The 19,564-nt window shown below is 58.9% G+C and carries 17 protein-coding genes and 1 tRNA gene; 15 read left to right on the top strand and 3 right to left on the bottom strand.

Annotated elements, in window-relative coordinates:
* Positions 1 to 2: 2 nt before the first annotated feature.
* Positions 3 to 470: a RidA family protein gene (locus EOI86_RS03080; RefSeq protein WP_127763663.1), complete on the top strand. Its 468-nt coding sequence runs from the start codon at positions 3 to 5 to the stop codon at positions 468 to 470.
* A gap of 32 nt (positions 471 to 502) precedes the next feature.
* On the opposite strand, the gene EOI86_RS03075 is transcribed toward EOI86_RS03080, so the two are convergent.
* Positions 503 to 2,098, bottom strand: a complete 1,596-nt coding sequence (locus EOI86_RS03075) for a phytoene desaturase family protein (RefSeq protein ID WP_127763662.1) — start codon at positions 2,096 to 2,098, stop codon at positions 503 to 505.
* Positions 2,099 to 2,260: 162 nt separating this feature from the next.
* On the opposite strand from EOI86_RS03075, the gene EOI86_RS03070 reads away from it, so the two are divergent.
* From EOI86_RS03070 to mnmA, 3 genes are all read left to right on the top strand, one after another.
* Positions 2,261 to 3,418, top strand: coding sequence for a GNAT family N-acetyltransferase (locus EOI86_RS03070; protein ID WP_127763661.1), 1,158 nt, complete (start codon positions 2,261 to 2,263; stop codon positions 3,416 to 3,418).
* Between the two features lie 139 nt (positions 3,419 to 3,557).
* Complete coding sequence (locus tag EOI86_RS03065) at positions 3,558 to 4,892, top strand: aspartate aminotransferase family protein (RefSeq protein WP_205032036.1); 1,335 nt, start codon at positions 3,558 to 3,560, stop codon at positions 4,890 to 4,892.
* A 74-nt stretch (positions 4,893 to 4,966) separates the two neighbouring features.
* Complete coding sequence (gene mnmA, locus EOI86_RS03060; protein WP_127763659.1) at positions 4,967 to 6,121, top strand: tRNA 2-thiouridine(34) synthase MnmA; 1,155 nt, start codon at positions 4,967 to 4,969, stop codon at positions 6,119 to 6,121.
* 4 nt (positions 6,122 to 6,125) lie between these two features.
* Here the strand turns inward: mnmA and EOI86_RS03055 are convergent, their stop codons facing one another.
* Positions 6,126 to 6,749, bottom strand: coding sequence for a trimeric intracellular cation channel family protein (locus tag EOI86_RS03055; RefSeq protein ID WP_127763658.1), 624 nt, complete (start codon positions 6,747 to 6,749; stop codon positions 6,126 to 6,128).
* A gap of 243 nt (positions 6,750 to 6,992) precedes the next feature.
* On the opposite strand from EOI86_RS03055, the gene EOI86_RS03050 reads away from it, so the two are divergent.
* From EOI86_RS03050 to EOI86_RS03000, 11 genes are all read left to right on the top strand, one after another.
* A tRNA-Met gene (locus EOI86_RS03050) sits at positions 6,993 to 7,068 on the top strand.
* A 530-nt stretch (positions 7,069 to 7,598) separates the two neighbouring features.
* Complete coding sequence (locus EOI86_RS03045; RefSeq protein WP_127763657.1) at positions 7,599 to 8,270, top strand: hypothetical protein; 672 nt, start codon at positions 7,599 to 7,601, stop codon at positions 8,268 to 8,270.
* Positions 8,271 to 8,386: 116 nt separating this feature from the next.
* Positions 8,387 to 8,860 carry a hypothetical protein gene (locus tag EOI86_RS03040; protein WP_127763656.1) on the top strand — a complete coding sequence of 158 codons (474 nt, stop codon included), beginning with the start codon at positions 8,387 to 8,389 and terminating at the stop codon, positions 8,858 to 8,860.
* A gap of 408 nt (positions 8,861 to 9,268) precedes the next feature.
* Positions 9,269 to 10,339 carry a TRAP transporter substrate-binding protein gene (locus EOI86_RS03035; RefSeq protein WP_127763655.1) on the top strand — a complete coding sequence of 357 codons (1,071 nt, stop codon included), beginning with the start codon at positions 9,269 to 9,271 and terminating at the stop codon, positions 10,337 to 10,339.
* Between the two features lie 60 nt (positions 10,340 to 10,399).
* Complete coding sequence (locus tag EOI86_RS03030) at positions 10,400 to 10,960, top strand: TRAP transporter small permease subunit (RefSeq protein WP_240035560.1); 561 nt, start codon at positions 10,400 to 10,402, stop codon at positions 10,958 to 10,960.
* Positions 10,961 to 10,999: 39 nt separating this feature from the next.
* The gene (locus EOI86_RS03025; protein WP_127765097.1) at positions 11,000 to 12,547 is read left to right on the top strand and encodes a TRAP transporter large permease; all 1,548 of its coding nucleotides are present in this window, start codon (positions 11,000 to 11,002) and stop codon (positions 12,545 to 12,547) included.
* Positions 12,548 to 12,979: 432 nt separating this feature from the next.
* Positions 12,980 to 13,456 (top strand): PAS domain-containing protein, encoded by a 477-nt coding sequence (locus EOI86_RS03020; RefSeq protein WP_127763654.1) that lies wholly within the window; start codon positions 12,980 to 12,982, stop codon positions 13,454 to 13,456.
* 194 nt (positions 13,457 to 13,650) lie between these two features.
* On the top strand, positions 13,651 to 14,127 hold the full coding sequence (locus tag EOI86_RS03015) for a PAS domain-containing protein (RefSeq protein WP_127763653.1): 477 nt from the start codon (positions 13,651 to 13,653) through the stop codon (positions 14,125 to 14,127).
* Positions 14,128 to 14,186: 59 nt separating this feature from the next.
* Positions 14,187 to 14,468 (top strand): cupin domain-containing protein, encoded by a 282-nt coding sequence (locus EOI86_RS03010; RefSeq protein WP_127763652.1) that lies wholly within the window; start codon positions 14,187 to 14,189, stop codon positions 14,466 to 14,468.
* Positions 14,469 to 14,567: 99 nt separating this feature from the next.
* Positions 14,568 to 15,917 carry a glutamine synthetase family protein gene (locus tag EOI86_RS03005; protein WP_127763651.1) on the top strand — a complete coding sequence of 450 codons (1,350 nt, stop codon included), beginning with the start codon at positions 14,568 to 14,570 and terminating at the stop codon, positions 15,915 to 15,917.
* Positions 15,917 to 17,227, top strand: coding sequence for an NAD(P)/FAD-dependent oxidoreductase (locus EOI86_RS03000; protein WP_127763650.1), 1,311 nt, complete (start codon positions 15,917 to 15,919; stop codon positions 17,225 to 17,227). Before EOI86_RS03005 ends, EOI86_RS03000 begins: the two co-directional genes overlap by 1 nt.
* 8 nt (positions 17,228 to 17,235) lie before the next feature.
* Here the strand turns inward: EOI86_RS03000 and EOI86_RS02995 are convergent, their stop codons facing one another.
* Entirely contained in the window at positions 17,236 to 19,527 is a 2,292-nt protein-coding gene (locus EOI86_RS02995) for an arginine/lysine/ornithine decarboxylase (RefSeq protein WP_127763649.1), read from the bottom strand.
* Positions 19,528 to 19,564 lie beyond the last annotated feature (37 nt).

Raw genomic sequence — 19,564 nt, 5'->3', positions numbered from 1 at the left:
TTATGGCAGGCCAAATCGACGCTCGTCTCAAAGAACTCGGCATTGAAATCCCGACCGTGGCGAAACCCGCCGCCGCCTATGTTCCCGGCGTACGTACCGGCAACCTGATCTTCGTTTCCGGTCAGGTTCCCTTCGTTAACGGCGAGCTTGCCTACAAGGGCAAGGTCGGTGCTGAATTCACCGTTGAGCAGGGTCAGGAATGTGCCCGCGTCTGCGCGCTTAACGCCATCGCCGTCGCCAAGGATATGCTGGGCGGCGACCTGGACAAGGTGACGCGCGTCGTGAAATTGGGCGGTTTCGTCAATTGCCCGGCCGATTTCGAACAGCACCCGATGGTCATCAACGGCGCCAGCAATGTCGTCGGTGAAATTTTCGGCGACAAGGGCGCTCATTCCCGCTTCGCCGTTGGCGTCGGTTCCCTGCCCTTCAACGTCGCCGTCGAAGTCGAAGCGGTCTTCGAGGTCGAGTAACTATCCCCACGGATCGGTGCGGATCCTGCGCGTCACTTGATGTCGCGCAGGATCTCCAGCGCCGCATTCCGACCGGGCAGGCCCGTCACGCCGCCGCCCGGATGGGCACCGGACCCGCACAGGTACAAACCCGGCACCGGCATACGATGGTCTGAATGACCCGGTGCCGGCCGCATCGAGAATATCTGATCCAGATGCAGAGCGCCGTGGAAGATATCGCCGCCCACCATGTTCAGCTTGCGCTCGATATCCAAGGGTGAGTTGATCTGGCGCCCCACGACCGCGGCTTTGAAGTTCGGCGCATAGTGATCGACCGTATCGATGATCATGTCGGCAACGGCCTCACGATGGTCGTCCCAAGACGTGCCATCGGGCAGATGCCGCCGGAAATGCTGACAGAACAAGCTCATAACATGGCAGCCTTCCGGTGCCAGGGTATCGTCGAGCGTCGTCGGCAGGCACATGGAGATTACCGGCCGCTTGGCCCAGCCACCCGCCCGCGCATCGTCAAAGGCGTTCTGAATGTAGTCGAGCGACGGACAGATATCGATCGTTCCGTTCAGATAGGCGAAATCCGCATCCCCGCCCGGCAGGGAGGAGAAGCGCGGCGCTTCGCTGAGCGCCAAGTTCATCCGGAACGTCGCGGATTCGCTGCGCCAGGTATCCATGCGTCGCTTGAATTCTTTTGGCACGACGGCCGGGTCGACCATTTGCCCGAACAACAATGACGGATTGACGTTCGACGCAACCCCGCGCCCGCGAAACACGCGCCCGTCTTCCAGCGCAACGCCGACCGCCTTGCCCTTCTCGACGATCACTTCCTTGACCGGTGCTTCGGTCTCTATATCAACGCCCGCTGCCTTTGCCGACGCGGCCAGGGCCTGCGTAATCGCACCCATACCGCCCTTGGCGTGGCCCCAGGCACCGGTGCGGCCGTTCACCTGACCGAAGGCGTGATGCAGCAACACATAGGCTGATCCGGCCTGATACGGCCCCGCAAAATTCCCGATGACCCCTTCGAAACCGAAAATCCCCTTGATCGGGTCGCTCTCGAACCAACGTTCCAGGTAGTGGCCGACGGACATGCTCATAAGGTCCGCCAGATCCGCCTGCCCTTGGGGCCCGAGTTTCCGGACGCGGTTGCCGAGAGAAACCAGCCGCAACAGGTCCGGCCATCCGCCGCCGAAATCGGGTGGGGCATCTTCCGCCACGGCGCGCAGCGCCTCCGCCACATGGGCGATCCGGTCCTCAAACTCGGGAAGCACGTCCGCATCGGCCTTGGAGAACCGCGCGACCTCCGCGCGCGCCTTCGCACCGTCCCGCGGCAGCCATAGATGATCGCCTTCCAGCACGGAAAAACTGCCAGATGTGCGGTCCATGATTTCCAGCCCATAGCGCGACAGTTCAAGATCCGCGATCACCTTGGGCGACAGCAGGCTGACCAGATAGGAAAAGACGGAATTGCGGAACCCGGGATGGAACTCTTCCGTCAGGGCGGCGCCGCCGATAACGTCGCGCCGCTCGACGACCTTCACCTTCAGCCCGCCGCGCGCAAGATAGCCGGCACAGGTCAGACCGTTATGCCCGCCCCCGATAACGATGACATCGAACTCTTCAGCCTTCCCCATATCCGGCACCCTCCACCACAACAAACAGCCGTTTGCCGGGCAGAGTCATGAAATCCTCCGGCCGGTCAAGGCGGCGCCCGCCTGGAATCTTTCCCCGCGGCGCAACAAGGTCTTGATCCAATGCCATCGTCGACGCATGTCTTCTAGAAGCAAGGAGACACCATGCCAGACGGCAACGAAGCAGTCCGCATCGATATCGTAAGCGACCTGGGCACGGTCGCGCGGGATGAATGGGATGCCTGTGCCGGGCCGGAAAACCCGTTCGTCAGCCATGACTTCCTCTATTCGCTTGAAGAAAGCCGGTCGGCCTGCGCCGACGAGGGCTGGCTGCCGCAGCATTTGATCATCCAGAACGACGCCGGCCGTCTGATCGGCGCCGTGCCGCTTTACCTGAAGGGCAACAGTCAGGGTGAGTATGTCTTCGACTACGGCTGGGCCCATGCTTATGAACGCGCAGGCGGCCAATACTATCCGAAGCTTCTGTCCGCGGTTCCGTTCACACCGGTCACCGGCCCCCGCCTGATGGTACGGCCGGGGGGAGACGAAATTGGAACGCGCAGCGCGTTGATCGCGGGACTGATGGAGGTCACGCGGCAGCACGGCGTATCGTCGCTGCATGTGAATTTCGCCACGGAGACCGATGCCGACGCGCTGGAGGATGCGGGATTCCTAATCCGCCATGGGCAACAATACCATTGGCACAATCAGGGCTATGCCAGTTTCGACGACTTCCTGGACACATTGAGCAGCCGGAAGCGCAAGAACATCCGCAAAGAACGACAGAAAGCGACCGATAGCGGCTTGCGCATCGAACGTCTGACCGGCGACGACCTGACACACAGCCATTGGGACGCCTTCTATCTGTTCTACCAGCAGACCTATGACCGGAAATGGGGCCACCCATACCTGACGCGCCAGTTCTTCCGGCTGCTGCAGGAGAGAATGCGGGACCGGGTCATGCTTGTCCTGGTCTATGACCGGGACGTACCCGTCGCCGGCGCCCTGAACCTGATCGGGACGGAATGCCTGTTCGGGCGGAATTGGGGATCCGACGGGCGCTATCCCTTCCTGCATTTCGAGGCCTGTTACTACCAGGCGATCGATTTCGCCATCGAACGCCGCTTGGCCCGCGTCGAGGCAGGCACGCAGGGTGAACACAAGGTTCAGCGCGGATATCTGCCGGTTCGGACCTATTCCGCGCATCACATCGTCGATCCGGGCTTCCGCGACGCGGTTGAGCGGTTTTTGGTGGCGGAACGGGACGAGGTTTCCCATGTGATGGAGTATCTGGATGACCATTCCCCTTATAAACGGGGCTGATAGTCCCAATCGTAAGGATTAGTTGTTCAGGTTTACCGCGCGCTTTCGGAGGGGCTGCGAGCGGTACGTAGACACTGGTCCGGGCAGACGATAGGCTGGCTGGAACGATCTCACAGAACCAATAACCTCCGGCATGGTAATGACCAACCACACCCCAAGAAATCTCACCCTCGACCAGGCATTGGCCGAGGCCGAAGCGCGGTTTGTCGCGCGCAATCCGCGCAGCATGGAACGCCACAAAGCCGCCCGGCAATGGATGCCCGGCGGGAACACACGGTCCGTCCTGCATTTCGATCCGGCCCCGCTGACCATGACCTTGGCGGACGGCTGCATGCTGGAGGACCTGGACGGCCACCGCTATGTCGATTTTCTGGGTGAATATTCAGCGGGCCTCTACGGCCATACCAATCAGACCATCCGCGAAGCAGTCGTCACCGCGATGGAACGCGGCACGGTCTTGGGTGCGCCGAACCGCTACGAAGCGGGACTGGCCCAGGAACTGGTCCAGCGCTTTCCCGGCATCGATCTGATCCGTTTCTGCAATTCCGGTTCGGAAGCGAACCTGATGACCTTCGCGGTTGCCCGGGCTGTCACCGGCCGGGAGAAATTCCTCGCTTTCCGAGGCGGCTATCACGGCGGCTTCCTGCTGATGGATGGGGAACATGGCAAACTGAACGCCCCCTACGATGTCGAACTGCTGGACTATAACGACACCGAAGGCGCCGTGGCCGCTATCCGCCGGGTTGGCAAGGATCTGGCGGCCGTCACCCTGGAACCGATGATGGGCAGCGGCGGCTGCATCCCCGCCGACCAGGAGTTCCTGGAAGCAATCCGAAAAGAGACTGAAGCCGTCGGCGCGCTTCTGATCTTCGACGAAGTCATCACCTCCCGCCTTTCCGAAGGCGGCTTGCAGAAAGCGACCGGCGTCATCCCCGACCTCACCGCGCTGGGCAAATATCTCGGCGGCGGGTTGACCTTCGGCGCTTTCGGCGGCCGTCGGGACATCATGGCACATTTCGATCCCTCCCGCCCCGGCGGTTATCTGCACGCCGGCACGTTCAACAACAACGTCCTGACCATGGCGGCGGGCCTGACCGGGCTGACCCAGGTCTATACCTGCAAAGTGGCGAAAACCCTGAACGCCGCCGGCGACGACCTGCGCCGACGCATTAATGTCTGCTTCAAGCGCGTCGGCATGAAGGCGCAGGCGACGGGCTTGGGTTCCCTGATGTGCGTCCATTTCACCGATGCGCCGGTCAAACGGCCGCAAGACGTCAAGACATTGGACCCGCAAATCAAGCGCCTGTTCTATATGGAAATGCTGGAGCGCGGACAGTACATGGCGACCCGCTGTATGATGACCCTGTCCCTTCCCATGGGGCATCCGGAATATGACGGCCTTGTTCGGGCAATTGAGGATTTCTGCGTCGATAACGGCCCGCTGTTGCGGGAACTGGGGTACATCCAGAATTAAACCGCCCGGACGGTTCCTGACCGGAATTTCAGTGCCATATTGCGATTGGGCCGCGAAAGCCTATATTCCGCGCCATGAATGACCTTGGTTTCGATAAGCGCCCCGAAGATACCCGCATCGTCGTCGCGATGTCGGGCGGTGTGGATTCGTCCGTCACCGCCGCCTTGCTGAAAGAGCGGGGATACGACGTGGTTGGCGTCACGCTGCAGCTTTACGACCATGGCGCGGCGGTTGAACGCAAAGGGGCCTGCTGCGCCGGGCAGGATATTCACGACGCCCGCAATGTCGCCGCGGAGATCGGCATTCCCCACTACGTTCTGGATTATGAAAGCAAATTCCGGGAAAGCGTGATCGACGATTTCGTCGACGCCTATACCCGTGGCGAAACGCCGATCCCCTGCGTCCGCTGCAATCAGACCGTAAAGTTTCGCGACCTGCTGGGCACCGCCCGGGACCTAGGCGCCGAAGCACTGGCGACGGGCCACTATGTTCGGCGCGAAGCGGTCGACGGGCGCGCCCGGCTGATGGCCGCCGTCGATGCATCCAAGGATCAAAGCTATTTCCTGTTTGCCACCACGCAGGAACAGCTCGACTTCCTGCGCTTTCCTCTCGGCGGTAACGACAAAACGGAAACCCGGCGCTTGGCCGAACGCTTCGGCTTGCCGGTCGCCGACAAGCCGGACAGCCAGGATATCTGCTTCGTCCCGAACGGGTCCTATGCCAGCGTCGTCACCAAGTTCCGGCCGGATGCCGGCAAGCCCGGCGATATCGTCCATCTGGACGGAACCGTACTGGGCCGGCACGACGGGGTCGTGAACTATACGATCGGCCAGCGCCGGGGCCTGGGCATCGGCGGCCGCAACAAGGACGGCAGCGCAGCGGGCGACAACGATCCGCTCTATGTTGTTCGGATCGACCCGGCCACGAACCGGGTGTTGGTCGGCCCGCACGATGCGCTGGCGGTCGATGAAATTCGCCTGGCCACCTTGAACTGGCTGGGGCCGGAAAAGCTCTCCGATACGCCCCGCCCGGTGATGGTGAAAATCAGGAACACCATGGCCCCCGTCCCCGCCACCGTCCGTGCCGACGCGGTGGGAGACGTCATCGTTCGTTTCGCGGAACCGGAATACGGCGTCTCGGCCGGCCAGGCCTGCGTCTTCTATGAGGGCGAAACGGTGCTGGGCGGCGGCTGGATTCAGCGGCAGGACGCGGCGGTCGCTGCCGCATAGGCGGTCAATACTCCCGGCCAGGCCTCGACTTATAGGCCGGCAAGGAAAGCCCTTTCCATATTCCAAGCGCCCTGAGCCCGAAGCCCAGGGCGATTCCTGCCCCTGCCGCATAGACGGCCGGCACACCAATCGCGCTCAGCCCAACATGCGTGGCGGCCGCCAGGGCGGCACACGTGACATAGACCTCCTTGCGCAGGATCAGCGGCGTTTCGTTGCAGACCACGTCGCGGATCAAACCGCCGAAGGTCGCGGTCATCACGCCCATGACGACGGAAACAAGCATGCCCGCCCCTTCCAACCGCGCGAGTTCGGCCCCCATCACGCCATAGATCGCCACCCCGACCGCATCCGCCCATAACAGATAGGGATAGCGTCGGTCGACGATATGGGCGGTGAAGAAGACGAGCAGCGCGCTCACCAGGCAGATCACCATCGGCGTCGGATCGACGGTCCAGAAAACAGGGCGGTCCAGCAATACGTCCCGCAAAGTGCCGCCGCCGATGCCTGTCATGCAGGCGATCAGGCCAAAACCCACGATGTCCATTTCCTTACGACTGGCGACGAGAGCGCCGGAAATCGCGAAGACGGCGACCGCGACCCAGTCGATGACGGTAACAAAAGGATGCATGCGGAGAGTCCACCCGTCTCTTGTGACACCGGTTCCGTTACACGCCGGGCCGGTTGGGTATTGGCATAGGCCCGGAATGGGTCATTCGGCAAGGGCCTGCGCCGATCCCAACACCGCCCCCGAAACATTGCGACGATCCCTTGCGCGGACGAGCAAAACCCTGCTTTTCGCATATTGACAGCCGCGCTCCCCCCCATTAGGTAAACGCCTCGCCTCACGGCGATGCCCGCATGTCAGGGCTGTGGCGGATTAGCTCAGTGGTTAGAGCAGAGGAATCATAATCCTTGTGTCCGGGGTTCAAATCCCTGATCCGCCACCATTTTCCTCTCTATACTCTCCTGTTTCGCGCTATGCGGTGCTGCATTCGAAGACCGCTGACGTGATATCACCCTGCATGGACCGATCGCCATGAAGAAATTCGGTCGGCACTCCGACGCGATCGCACGCGATATGCCGGTCGATGAGACCTATCGTCCCCCGGAACGAAAGCGTTTCCTACGCCGCGAATGCGGCCCCAATTTCCGGTTTAGCCGCCCTCTCTTCCATTGCCCACGGTTTCGGGAACAGCGCTTCTATGAAGAGGGGGCGAAGGTTCTGCTTTCCGATTCTGCACTGAGGGCAGAGCCGTTAAAGAATGTCTCGGCTTTGAGGTGATCGACGCCGACGAGCGCACAATGGTGGGTTCAATGGTCAGCTTTACCGGCTAGGTAGAGGAGGCCAGTCCAGATGCTTAGGCGTTCATCTATTTCGCGGGTCCCGGACCTTGGGATCAATGATGCTAAGACTTTTTCATTTTTACGCATATGGATATGCTGAACACTTCGGATGTCATATTTCCAGAGTTTCTCAATGGATCACCGCAGCATATTCACTTTGCTGGTTTTAGCAGCTTTCCTGCCGACAAATGCCTTCGCCCAAGCCCCTTCCGTGGACTGCCGCAAATGGCGTGACATTGTTATGGCGGTCCATTTCACCCTGGATGAGTATTACTACCACCTGGATAACCGCGGCATAAAGAATTCCAAGAAGAAGGCAGACAGGATCGCCTCAGCGTTCGGCCTTCCGAACGGGGAAGCGCCCCAACATCTATTTCCCGATGCGCGGTCCTGCCGATACAGAGTGCCTGAAAAACCGCCGATCACAAACTTAGCAGAACCCCAGGAAAAACCCTTCCTCGGCTATCAATGCGACATCGTTATCGAGGAAAAGAAGCCTGTCGACACAGCTGGTTTGGAGGTTCGCGCAACGAAGATCCAAGACACCGTCCTCGCCTGTAGTCAGGAATTCAAGGACATGCCAGCACTTGTGGCATCCGATAGAGGAATCGAACGCAAAACCGCGGTCAAGAACGATCAAACCGTGGTGGCCCTGGACCTCTGGCCATCAGGAAGCGTGGAATACCCGAAATCCGCTTTGTCGGCCCTCAAAGTGGTCGCGGGTTATCGACCGATGCCAATGCCCGACAAGACTTTCCTTCACCTCGTGGTCTACCAGGTGATCTATGAACGCGTCCGGAGGTAAAGAGCCGGATCGGGAATTATCTCGAATTTTCTAAAACTTCCGCCCGATTTCACTCGTCCCAACGCCTGGACAAAGGGCATCTTTTCCATGAAATGCTGAACTAGAGAATATGGCACATGGAAATTTGGCCTGAATTTGCGTCCCGCCAAGGACCGAGCCCGTTTCGGAAGACCGGGTTCTGGGCGGTGCTTATCGGTGCCTCCGCACTCATGCTCGTATTCCTGCAGATCGTCGGCCCGGCACTGGAGCCGCAGCCCTCCGCCGCGTCGCAGATCGGCGAAATTGCCGGGGAGATCAAACGGTCCGCCTGGTGGACATTGCTCGGTTTATGGAAACCACAGCCGATCGTGGAACACACCCCCATCTGGACCTATCTGGCGGTAGCGGCCCCAATGATGGGAGCCATCGGTCTTGTCCTGTCTCTGCTGTCTGGCGTGAGGCGGGAGAACTGGCGCTACGCGGTCTACGGCGCAAGCCTTAGTGCGGCAGCAATTGTTTTCCAATTCGTGTGGTGGATGATGTTGCTGGTGCTGGGCGCGCTGTTCCTGATTGCTGTCATAGAAAATATCGGCGACATCTTCAGTTTCTAGAGCGTTTTCGCCGCTGAACATCAAAGCTGATTTCCGGGTTTAACATCGGACCCGACGCTTCAAAAATGGCGCATTCTGTTTCTCTCTGTTTGCGTGTGGTTCAAATCCCTGATCCGCCGCCTTTCTCTCCTCAATTTCGTTCGGTCGCCCTGGAGCCAACCGAGCCCTGTCGACTTTCCAATATTGCCGTCACAGATTGAAACAGGTCCACAACAGGCACCTTAAGAACCGCAAATTTGACATATAGTGCTATCGACAGTCTTAAATTGCTTAACGCGATATAGCCTTACCCCTAGCGCGAAGCAAAACTGACCTGAACTGATGACAATTGTTCGTTTGAACGAGGTACCATATGGTTTTGCCAAAGCGCTCGACAACAGAAGCGCGGAACATCAGAGAGGAAACAAAATGGATCGCCGTCAGGCTTTAAAAACCGTCGCTGTCGCCGCTGCTGCCGCCTCAGTCTTACCCACGCCCGCCATCAGTCAGGGCACACGCCACCTTCGGATGGCCACTTCCTGGCCAAAGAACCTTCCCGGCCAAGGAACCAGCGCCGAGCGCATGGCCCAGAACATCGCGAAATGGTCGGAAGGCAAGATCACCGTGCGTGTCTATGGCGCCGGCGAGCTTGTGCCGGCCTTCGAGTGCTATGACGCCGCCGGAGGCGGGGCATGTGAGATGTATCACGCCGCCGATTATTACTTTCAAGGCAAGTCGAAGGCATTGAACTTCTTCTCGACCGTGCCTTTCGGCCTTACCGGTACCGAAACCAACGCTTGGCTTCTGTCGGGTGGGCAAGAATTGTGGGACGAGGTTGGCGCTCAATTCAACGTCAAATCATTCGCGGCATCCAACACCGGTGTCCAGATGGCAGGTTGGTTCAACAAGGAAATCAACGGTCCTGACGACTTCAAGGGCCTCACCATGCGTATGCCCGGCCTTGGCGGCGAGGTCATCAGCCAATTGGGCGCGACCGCCGTCACGTTGCCGGCCGGTGAAATTTTCCAAGCGCTGCAATCGGGCACGATCGACGCTACCGAGTTCGTCGGTCCCTGGAACGACCTGACGCTCGGGTTTTATCAGGTCGCGAAATACTACTACTGGCCCGGTATCCACGAGCCGGCGACCGTCGCTTCCTGCGGCATCAATCTCGACGTCTGGAACGATATGTCCGATTGGGAAAAGTCGATTATCGAGGCGGCAACGCGCTACGAGAACGACTTGCTCACGACCGAGTTCGACGTCAACAACGTCCGCGCGCTTGATCAGCTCATCAACCAGCACAAGGTCCAACTGAAACGCATGCCGGATGAGGTTACAGCGCTGATGCGTGAGGCCGCTGCGGACGTCGTTGCGACCGCAGGCGCTGCGGATCCGCTGACGAAGAAGGTCTACGACCACTGGAGCGCCTTCCGAGAGCAGGCGGCGGCCTGGACCGGAATTTCCGTTCAGGGCTACCTCAACGCCCGCTCCCTTTAATCCAACTGCGAGGTCCGATTTCATCGGGCCTCGCAGCTTTTTATCCGGAACATTCGTACGTTGACTATTTTGCTCGCCCTCTCGCGGTTGATCGACCTTGTAAGCTATCGGATCGGTCGCGCCGTTTCCTGGCTCGCACTGACGATGGTGCTGCTGCAATTTCTCGTCGTGGTCATGCGCTATGTGTTCGGCACGGGCGAAATTTGGTTGCAGGAAGCCATCATCTACCAGCATGCGCTCGTCTTCATGCTGGGCGCCAGCTACACTCTTCTCAAGGACGGGCATGTGCGGGTCGATATCTTCTATTCGAACAGATCGCCGCGCACCAAGGCCACGGTAAATTTACTCGGCGCGCTGTTCCTTCTGTTCCCGGTGATGAGTCTCATCGTGTGGGCGTCTTTTCCTTATGTGGCTCGCTCATGGGCCGTTCTCGAGGGATCCCGGGAAACCAGCGGTATTCCTGGCGTGTTCCTGTTGAAATCAGTAATTCTCGTATTCGCAGTCATGATGTTGTTGCAGGGGCTGTCGACCGTCATCCGGTCTTTGGCGTTCCTGCGCGGCCTGGAACTTCCGCCCCTGCCATACCGGGACGATGAAGCCGCGGACCGAGTGGAGGTCTAAGCGGTGGTAACCTTGACGACGGAAATTCTCGCACTGTTGATGTTTGTGACGCTCGTAGGGGTGTTGCTTTGCGGCTATCCGGTTGCCTTCGCGATCGGCGGCACCGGCTTGGGTTTCGCTCTGCTGGCGACATTGCTGGGCGCGTTCGATATCTCTTATCTCACCGGGATCCCCCAGCGCATCTACGGCACGATGACCAACGAGATCCTGCTCGCTGTGCCGCTCTTCGTCTTTATGGGCGTGATGTTGGAGCGCTCGAAGGTGGCGGAGTCTCTGTTGGAGAGCATGGGCCGCTTGTTTGGCTCGCTTCGGGGCGGGCTCGGCATCTCGGTAACTGTGGTTGGTGCGCTACTGGCCGCGTCTACCGGTATCGTCGGCGCCACCGTGGTCACGATGGGACTTCTGTCTCTGCCGACAATGTTGCGTCGGGGCTACGACCCCAAGCTCGCAACCGGTGCGATCTGTGCGGCCGGCACGCTCGGTCAGATCATTCCGCCGTCGATTGTCCTCGTACTGCTCGGCGATGTCATGGCCTCGGCCTATGCCAAATCGCAGTTGGACCGAGGTATCTTCGCCCCCGATACGGTCTCGGTGGGCGAGCTTTTCGCGGGCGCCCTGCTGCCGGGTCTCATGCTGGTTGGGCTTTACATCACCTATCAAGTCGCGATCGCGATCCTATATCCTAAGGCGTCCCCGCCGGTGCCGATGGAGGAATTGAAGGCTGATGGGGCACCGCCCGTCTGGCAAACGCTTCTAAGTGCGTTGGTGCCGCCTGTTCTGCTGATCGTGGCCGTGCTTGGATCTATCCTGGCCGGGGTCGCGACCCCCACCGAAAGCGCAGCAGTGGGCGCCATCGGCGCCACCATGCTCGCCGGACTGCGGCTTTCCAAGCAGAGCCCATGGCCGATTTACGCAGCGACCGTAAGCCTCTTTTTTCTTCTCCTGCTGACGCAGAAATTCGACCTGCGGGTCGCGCGCGATGACATTGAGGCTCAGAATCTCATTGCCATCGGCCTTGCGTGCCTCCTGACGTTGGTCCTGATTTGGGGCATCGTGGTCGGGCTGCGGCGCGCCAATGCCGTTGGCGTGCTCGGTTCGGTCGTCCGCAGTACGATGGAGATCTCGTCTGTTGTCTTCGCCATCGTCATCGGCGCGCAGCTGTTCTCGCTGGTCTTCGTGGGCCTGCACGGCGACGATATGGTCCACGCGGTCTTGGCGGACCTGCCGGGCGGTGTTGTCGGCGCAGTGCTGATTGTCATGCTCGTCATGTTCGTGTTGGGATTTTTCCTCGAATTTGTCGAGATCACACTCATCGTCGTCCCGTTGGTCGCGCCGGTATTGCTGTCTATGGGACTCGACCCGGTCTGGCTTGGGGTCTTGATCGCGATGAACCTGCAAACGAGCTTCCTAACGCCGCCGTTTGGCTTTGCGCTGTTCTATCTGCGCGGCGTCGCCCCGGCATCCGTGAAGACCATGGAAATCTATCGCGGTATTGTTCCCTTCGTCGCAATTCAGTTGATTGCACTGGCGTTGCTGGGCGCGTTCCCTGCAATCGCGACCTGGCTTCCCGCTCAAATATTCCGCTAACGCCGAACGATCTTCGTCCCACACCGCCTGCCACCACAGGATAGAAATCGCCACGGTGATCGGGCCTTGATAGGCTTTCCCAGTACGCATCACTGGCTCAGGTCTCTGAATTGAAGGTCGATTAAGCCAAGGGCACGAGCTGCGCGATCACGCGCGCCATGCGTGTCAAACCCGTCCTGCCACAGGCAGTGCTGGAACCCTGTGCCGTTCAAATCAAAGCTCAGGGCTGTTGCCGCTGGCTTCACTGAATTGTTGCCCCTTGGGATACCTTTGTTCGAAAAGCCGTATTTCACGCATTGCAAACACGCGTTCACGCTCTGCTCAGATGGAATAGCCGAACCGCAAAAAGCCGTGATAGTCTAATATAATGAGACGTTAACACTCCGGCTCATACACTCCGGCCAATGTGGTGAGATTTTTTTGGGATTCAGGATGCCTAGCGCAAAGGAATGGCTCACGGAAAGTGAACTTACCCTCCTCCAACTCTGGGACAAGCGCCGCGCCGGTCGAACCATGCCGGAACGATCCGACATCACACCAGAGGATCTATTCCCTTGGTTGGGATATCTTCACCTGCTGGCGCCGATCGACGGCGGTCGCGATTTCCGATACGTGATCTTTACGACGCGGACACTGGTCGGCAGAGACAGAGATATGACCGGAAAATTCGTCAGCGATTGGGGCGACGAACGTGTCGTCCATGCAATGCGCCTCTACCGGGCCGTCGTCGATCATGCGCGCCCCGTCTACAACTCCACGCCTGAGCGGCACGAAGATGACTGGGTTGTCCATTCCAGACTTTGCCTGCCCCTGGGTACGGAGGACACAGTTACACATATCATATCGATGCTGACGCCCGTGAAAGGCGACTATAGAGATCCGATTCACCCCACAGTAGTCGACCCCTGAGACGCACGGGTTTCACCCACTAAGGCGCTCGAAAACGAGATCTATTTCGGTCAGGCGACAAGACGCGGCCGGAACCGATTAATGCAAAATCACAAAACCTGACGGCTGTCAGTGAGGGGCATCTTATGTTAAGGTTTTTCGAATATACCTTCAGACTCCGGCTGATAATATTTTAAGATTTGGTGGAACATGTGATGGCGGTCGTGAAGGAAAAACTCACGGAGAATGAGCGTGCTCTTCTTCAGTTCTGGAAAACACTCAAGGCCGATCGCACCATGCCGGAACGAAAAGATCTTGTCCCGGAAGAACTGTTCCCTTGGATTGGGTATCTACACCTTCTAGAGCCCATCGGCGGCGGCCGCGACTTCCGATATGTGGTTTTCACGACTCGGACTTTGCTGGGCAAGGATAGAGACTTACACAAGAGATGCGTCAGCAATTGGGATGATGAGCGCGCCGGATTCGCGATGCGGCTCTACGGTGCTGTGATGGAGCATGCCCGCCCCATCTACAGCGTGCTTCCGGAACGGCACAAAAATGATTGGGTCGTCTATTCCAGGATTTGCCTGCCTCTGGGGTCGAGAGACAAAATCACGCATATCCTGGCGATGCTGTCACCGCACGACGGCGGAGTGATCGATCCAATTCTGCCAACGGTGATCGAAGATTAGGGCAGCATAGAAACCATCGGTCCGATGTGTTGGACATCCACATCAAGGGAGACATCAATATGACGAACATCGATACCGCTGCCTTTGAAGACCGTGTTACATCGCAAGGATATGTGACCGTCGCCCGGAAACTCGGTCCTTCCGAAGGGCTCGACGATCACACGCATGACTTCGATGCCTGGGGCCTTGTCACATCCGGGGAATTCCACGTCACGGTCGACGGCGAGACGACAATTTATGGCGCAGGTGACGAATTCAAACTGGCGGCGGGGTGCGTTCACAGTGAATGCGCCGGCCCGTCAGGCGTTACCTTCCTGGCCGGTCGCCGGTCCAAGCCCTAGCCCCTTCCCTGCCCTCAATTGCGATTGACATAAGGTGGAATTGAAGCCGTAGTCCGTCGATGCGCTTGGGATTTCAAGTGCCCTTTCTGAGGTGAAAAAGTGTCCCTAGATAATCTAAACAGTTGGCTGCTGGAACGCCCTGAAATTGAAACGGTTTTCGCCTGTGTCTGCGATCTGAACGGCACGATGCGCGGCAAGCGCCTGCCGGTCGAGCAAGCGGCGAAAATTCTTGGTGGCGGCCTGCGCATGCCGCTGTCGATCTTGAGCGTCGATATCTGGGGTGAGGATGTCGAGGGCAGCGAGTTGGTTTTCGAAACCGGGGACTCTGACGGGATTTGCGATTTCACCGGCCGGCCGATCGTGCTGATCAACTGGACAAACCGGCCGTCCGCCCTGGCCATGCTTTGGATGCTGGAAGAGAATGGAACGCCTTTCGCCGGCGACCCGCGCCGGGCGCTTTCCAATGTCGTGGACAAGTACAAGGAACGCGGCCTCACCCCTGTGGTCGCCACCGAACTGGAATTCTATCTTTATGATCCCAGCGGCACGCAACCGCAGCCGCCCTGCTCGCCGATCACCGACAAACGGCTTGGGTCCGACGGCGCATTGTCGCTCGACGAATTACAGCATTTCGACGAATTTCTGGACGATGTCTACGATGCCTGCGCCGAACAGGACATCCCGGCCGATGCCGCCATTTCAGAGAACGGCGCCGGACAATTCGAAATAAACATGGTGCATGTCGCCGATGCGCTAAAAGCCGCCGACGACGCTGTCTTGTTCAAACGGCTGGTCAGAGGCATTGCCCGCAAGCACGGCCTTGCCGCGACCTTCATGGCCAAACCCTATGGCGAACGGTCCGGCAGCGGTTTCCACGTCCATTTCTCACTTGAGGATGAGCGCGGCCGCAACCTCTTCGACAATGGAGGCGAAGAAGGCTCACCCATCATGCTTAATGCGGTCGCCGGTCTGTTGGCAACGATGCAAGAAAACACGCTGACCTTTGCACCGCATGAAAACTCATACCGCCGGCTTTTGCCCGGCGCCCATGCGCCAACGAGCATTGCCTGGGGATATGAAAACCGCACCGCCGCCATTCGAATACCCGGCGGAAACCCGAAAGCGCGCCGCATCGAGCACCGCGTCGCCGGCGCGGATGCGAACCCCTATCTGGTCGTGGCCAGCATTCTCGGTGGGGCCCTGGTCGGCATCGAGGATGGAATGGAACCGACCCGACCGATCAGCGGCGACGCTTACAATATGAAGCTGGATCACCTGCCGCTCGACTGGGCGACCGCCATCGAAGCCTTCCGGCGCGGCGGCTACGTGCAACGGGTCTATTCGAAACGCCTTCAAACGATGCTTGTCGAAAGCAAAATGCAGGAACTGAAACGCTTCGCGCGCCAAGTGACCGATTTCGAATACGACACCTATCTAGAGGTCGTGTGATGAGCACCCAGGTGAACACCGCTGCCGGTGTTGCCGTCCATACCGACAGTTACTACGCCGCAAGCGCCAACCCTTCACCGGATCGCCCCCCATTGGAAGGCGATATCACGACGGATATCCTGATCGTCGGCGCAGGGTATAGCGGTCTTTCGACAGGCCTTCATCTGGTTGAGAAGGGATACAAAGTAACAATCATTGAAGCGGCCCGTGTCGGCTGGGGCGCGTCGGGCCGCAATGGCGGCCAGATCGTCAATGGCCTGAATGCCAGCCTGCAGACAATCAAGAAGCGCTATGGCGCGGATACCGCCAATTTCGTCGCTGGATTGGTGCAAGAAGGCGGCGAAATCATTCGTGAGCGTATCAAGACCTATGACATTCAATGCGACCTGAAGAATGGAAACATCTTCGCCGCCTATACAGCTGCGCATATGCGCGAGTTGGAAGACCGGCTGAACCTGTGGGCGGGCTATGGGATCACCAACCAGGAACTGCTCGATAAGGGGCAGCTGCGCGCGCATGTCAATTCGGATGCCTATATCGGCGGCGTCATAGACCATTCCGGCGGTCACATGCATCCGCTGAACCTTGCACTAGGAGAGGCCGCAGCGTTCGAGCGACTGGGCGGCGTGATCTACGAACAAACGGCCGCGGTCAATGTCGACGCGGCGGCAGCAAAACCTATCGTCACCACCGCCGGCGGGTCGATCACCTGCAACACGCTTGTGCTTTGCGGCAATGCTTATTTGGGTCATGTGGTGCCGACGCTAGCGTCCCGGGTCATGCCGGTTTCCACGCAAATAATCGCAACCGAACCGCTGGGTGCGGACTTGGCACATGCCCTGTTGCCCACGGATATCTGTATCGAGGATGTGCGCTACATTCTCGATTACTACCGCCTATCGGCCGACAAACGGATGCTGTTCGGCGGTGGGTTGGTCTATGGCGGCACCGACCCCAGCGATATCAAAGCCAAATTACTGCCCAATATGGGCAAGGTGTTTCCGCAACTGAAAAACACCAAGGTCGAGTACGCCTGGAGTGGAAACTTCGCGCTGTCCTTCAGTCGCGTCCCACAGATGGGCAGAATCAGCGCCAACACCTATTTCGCGCATGGCTATAGCGGCCACGGCGTCACCGGCTCCCACACATTCGGTCGGATATTATCGGAAGCGATCGACGGCGACCGGTCACGGTTCGACGTCTTCGAGAAGGTGCCGTGGTTCCCTTTCCCGGGCGGACGGATGTTCCGCGTCCCCTATTCCGTGATGGGTTCCTGGTGGTATGCCCTACGCGACAAGCTGGGCATCTAGCCGTCGAGTCATTCCGCCACGCAGTCGGCGAAATAGTGCATCTTCCCGTCTTCGCCGACTTCCTGCACAAGACCATGGATATCGGTTTCGAACCCTGGACATTCGCGGGCGAATTCGCGGTTAAATTTCAGGTATTCCACAATTTTTCGATTGAACACCTCTCCCGGAATCAACAGCGGAATTCCTGGCGGATAGGGTGTGACGAGGCTGGTTGTGATGCGCCCCTCGAGCGCATCGATCGGGACGCGCTGCGTCGTCCGCCGCGCGATCTGGGAAAAGGCCTCGCTGGGTGTCATGGCGGGGGTCAGGTCGCTCAAATACATATCGGTGGACAAAACCGCCACGCCATATTTGGAATAAAGCGCGTGGACATGTTGGCATAAGTCGCGCAACCCCATCCCTTCGTAACGCGGCTGCTTGGCGCAGAATTCGGGCATGCTGCGCCACATCGGCTGGTTCTTGGCGTAGTCGTCCTTGAACTGTTGCAGCGCAGTCAGCAAGGTATTCCATCGGCCCTTGGTGATGCCGATCGTGAACATGATGAAAAAACTATAAAGCCCTGTTTTCTCCACCACGACGCCATGCTCGGCCAAATACTTGGTGACGATGGAGGCGGGAATGCCCCAATCGTCGAACCGCCCATCGAGGTTCAGGCCAGGCGTGACGATCGTCGCCTTGATCGGGTCCAGCATGTTGAAGCCCGGCGCCATATCGCCGAAACCATGCCACGCATCTTCGCCGTCAGACGCCTGAACGCCATCGGCGTCTGTTTTCTTCAGCACCCAATCGGCGGTACGACCGATGCCTTCTTCGCCGAGGTCATCAGGCCCCCAGACCTGGAACCACCAGTCGTCCGCGCCGAACTCCTCATCGACCTTGCGCATCGCGCGGCGGAAATTGAGCGCCTCGGCAATGCTCTCTTCCACCAGCGCGGTGCCGCCCGGCGGCTCCATCATGGCGGCGGCGACATCGCAACTGGCGATGATGCTGTATTGCGGGCTGGTGCTGGTATGCATCAGATAGGCTTCGTTGAAGAGATGTCGATCCAACTTGGTCCCTTGCGAGTCCTGGACCAGCACGTGGCTCGCCTGACTGATCCCTGCCAACAGCTTGTGAACGGATTGCGTGGCATATGTGACCGAATGCTTGGTCCGTTCCCGCTTGCGACCCATCGAATGGTAGGTGCCGTAGAACGGATGGAAGGCGGCATGCGGCAGCCAGGCTTCGTCGAAATGCAGATTGTCGACATAGCCGTCGAGCATGCCTTTGATGGTTTCCGTATTGTAAAGAACACCGTCGTAGGTGGATTGCGTCAGCGTCATGATCCGCGGTTTGACCGCGTCCGCGTCCACACCGTCAAGCAGCGGATTGGCCCGGATCTTGGCCTTGATCGCGTCGACATCGAACTCGGACTGCGGGATCGGGCCGATGATGCCGTGGTGGTTCCGCGTCGGTTTCAGGAAGACCGGAATCGCGCCGGTCATGATGATCGAATGCAGGATCGATTTGTGGCAATTGCGGTCCACGACGACCACATCGCCGGGCGCCACCGTATGATGCCAGACCATCTTGTTCGAGGTCGACGTGCCATTGGTCACGAAATAGCAATGGTCGGCATTGAAGATGCGCGCGGCATTGCGTTCCGATGCGCCGATGGCCCCGTTATGGTCCAGCAGTTGACCCAGTTCCTCCACCGCGTTGCAGACATCGGCCCGCAGCATGTTCTCACCGTAGAACTGGTGATACATCTGGCCAATCGGACTTTTCAAAAACGCCACACCGCCCGAGTGTCCAGGGCAATGCCAGGAATAGGAACCGTCCTCGGCATAGTCCAGCAGCGCCTTGAAGAACGGCGGCTGGATGCCCTCAAGATAGCTTTTGGCCTCGCGGACAAGATGGCGCGCCACGAATTCGGGGGTGTCTTCGAACATATGAATGAAGCCGTGCAATTCGCGCAGGATGTCATTGGGAATATGACGGCTGGTCTTGGTCTCACCATAAATATAGATGGGCACATCGGCATTCTTCCATCGCACTTCCTCAATGAAATTGCGCAGGTTGAGCACCGCCGGGTCGAGGTCCGGGCCGGGGGTGAATTCTTCGTCATCAATGGACAGAACGAAGGCGCTCGCCCGGGACTGCTGTTGGGCGAATTGCGATAGATCGCCGTAACTTGTTACCCCGAGCACTTCGAAATCTTCATTCTCGATGGCCTGTGCGACGGCGCGAATGCCCAATCCCGAAGAATTTTCGGAGCGGAAGTCTTCATCGATAATGACGATGGGAAAGCGAAACTTCATGGATCTGTCCTAACGGAAGGAAGAGTGATGGGAGAGG

Origin of the sequence: Hwanghaeella grinnelliae (genome assembly GCF_004005845.1) — a bacterium.
GTDB classification, from domain to species: domain Bacteria; phylum Pseudomonadota; class Alphaproteobacteria; order UBA8366; family Aestuariispiraceae; genus Hwanghaeella; species Hwanghaeella grinnelliae.
The sequence above is the reverse complement of the archived record's forward strand: the minus strand, read 5'-3'. Positions and strand labels throughout refer to the sequence as shown.

Coding starts and splice junctions, on each gene's coding strand:
- EOI86_RS03000 (WP_127763650.1), top strand. CDS start 15,917: ATGAGCACCCAGGTGAACACCGCTGCCGGTGTTGCCGTCCATACCGAC.
- EOI86_RS02995 (WP_127763649.1), bottom strand. CDS start 19,527: ATGAAGTTTCGCTTTCCCATCGTCATTATCGATGAAGACTTCCGCTCC.
- EOI86_RS03010 (WP_127763652.1), top strand. CDS start 14,187: ATGACGAACATCGATACCGCTGCCTTTGAAGACCGTGTTACATCGCAA.
- EOI86_RS03035 (WP_127763655.1), top strand. CDS start 9,269: ATGGATCGCCGTCAGGCTTTAAAAACCGTCGCTGTCGCCGCTGCTGCC.
- EOI86_RS03055 (WP_127763658.1), bottom strand. CDS start 6,749: ATGCATCCTTTTGTTACCGTCATCGACTGGGTCGCGGTCGCCGTCTTC.
- EOI86_RS03015 (WP_127763653.1), top strand. CDS start 13,651: ATGGCGGTCGTGAAGGAAAAACTCACGGAGAATGAGCGTGCTCTTCTT.
- EOI86_RS03080 (WP_127763663.1), top strand. CDS start 3: ATGGCAGGCCAAATCGACGCTCGTCTCAAAGAACTCGGCATTGAAATC.
- EOI86_RS03045 (WP_127763657.1), top strand. CDS start 7,599: ATGGATCACCGCAGCATATTCACTTTGCTGGTTTTAGCAGCTTTCCTG.
- mnmA (WP_127763659.1), top strand. CDS start 4,967: ATGAATGACCTTGGTTTCGATAAGCGCCCCGAAGATACCCGCATCGTC.
- EOI86_RS03065 (WP_205032036.1), top strand. CDS start 3,558: ATGACCAACCACACCCCAAGAAATCTCACCCTCGACCAGGCATTGGCC.
- EOI86_RS03040 (WP_127763656.1), top strand. CDS start 8,387: ATGGAAATTTGGCCTGAATTTGCGTCCCGCCAAGGACCGAGCCCGTTT.
- EOI86_RS03070 (WP_127763661.1), top strand. CDS start 2,261: ATGCCAGACGGCAACGAAGCAGTCCGCATCGATATCGTAAGCGACCTG.
- EOI86_RS03020 (WP_127763654.1), top strand. CDS start 12,980: ATGCCTAGCGCAAAGGAATGGCTCACGGAAAGTGAACTTACCCTCCTC.
- EOI86_RS03025 (WP_127765097.1), top strand. CDS start 11,000: ATGTTTGTGACGCTCGTAGGGGTGTTGCTTTGCGGCTATCCGGTTGCC.
- EOI86_RS03075 (WP_127763662.1), bottom strand. CDS start 2,098: ATGGGGAAGGCTGAAGAGTTCGATGTCATCGTTATCGGGGGCGGGCAT.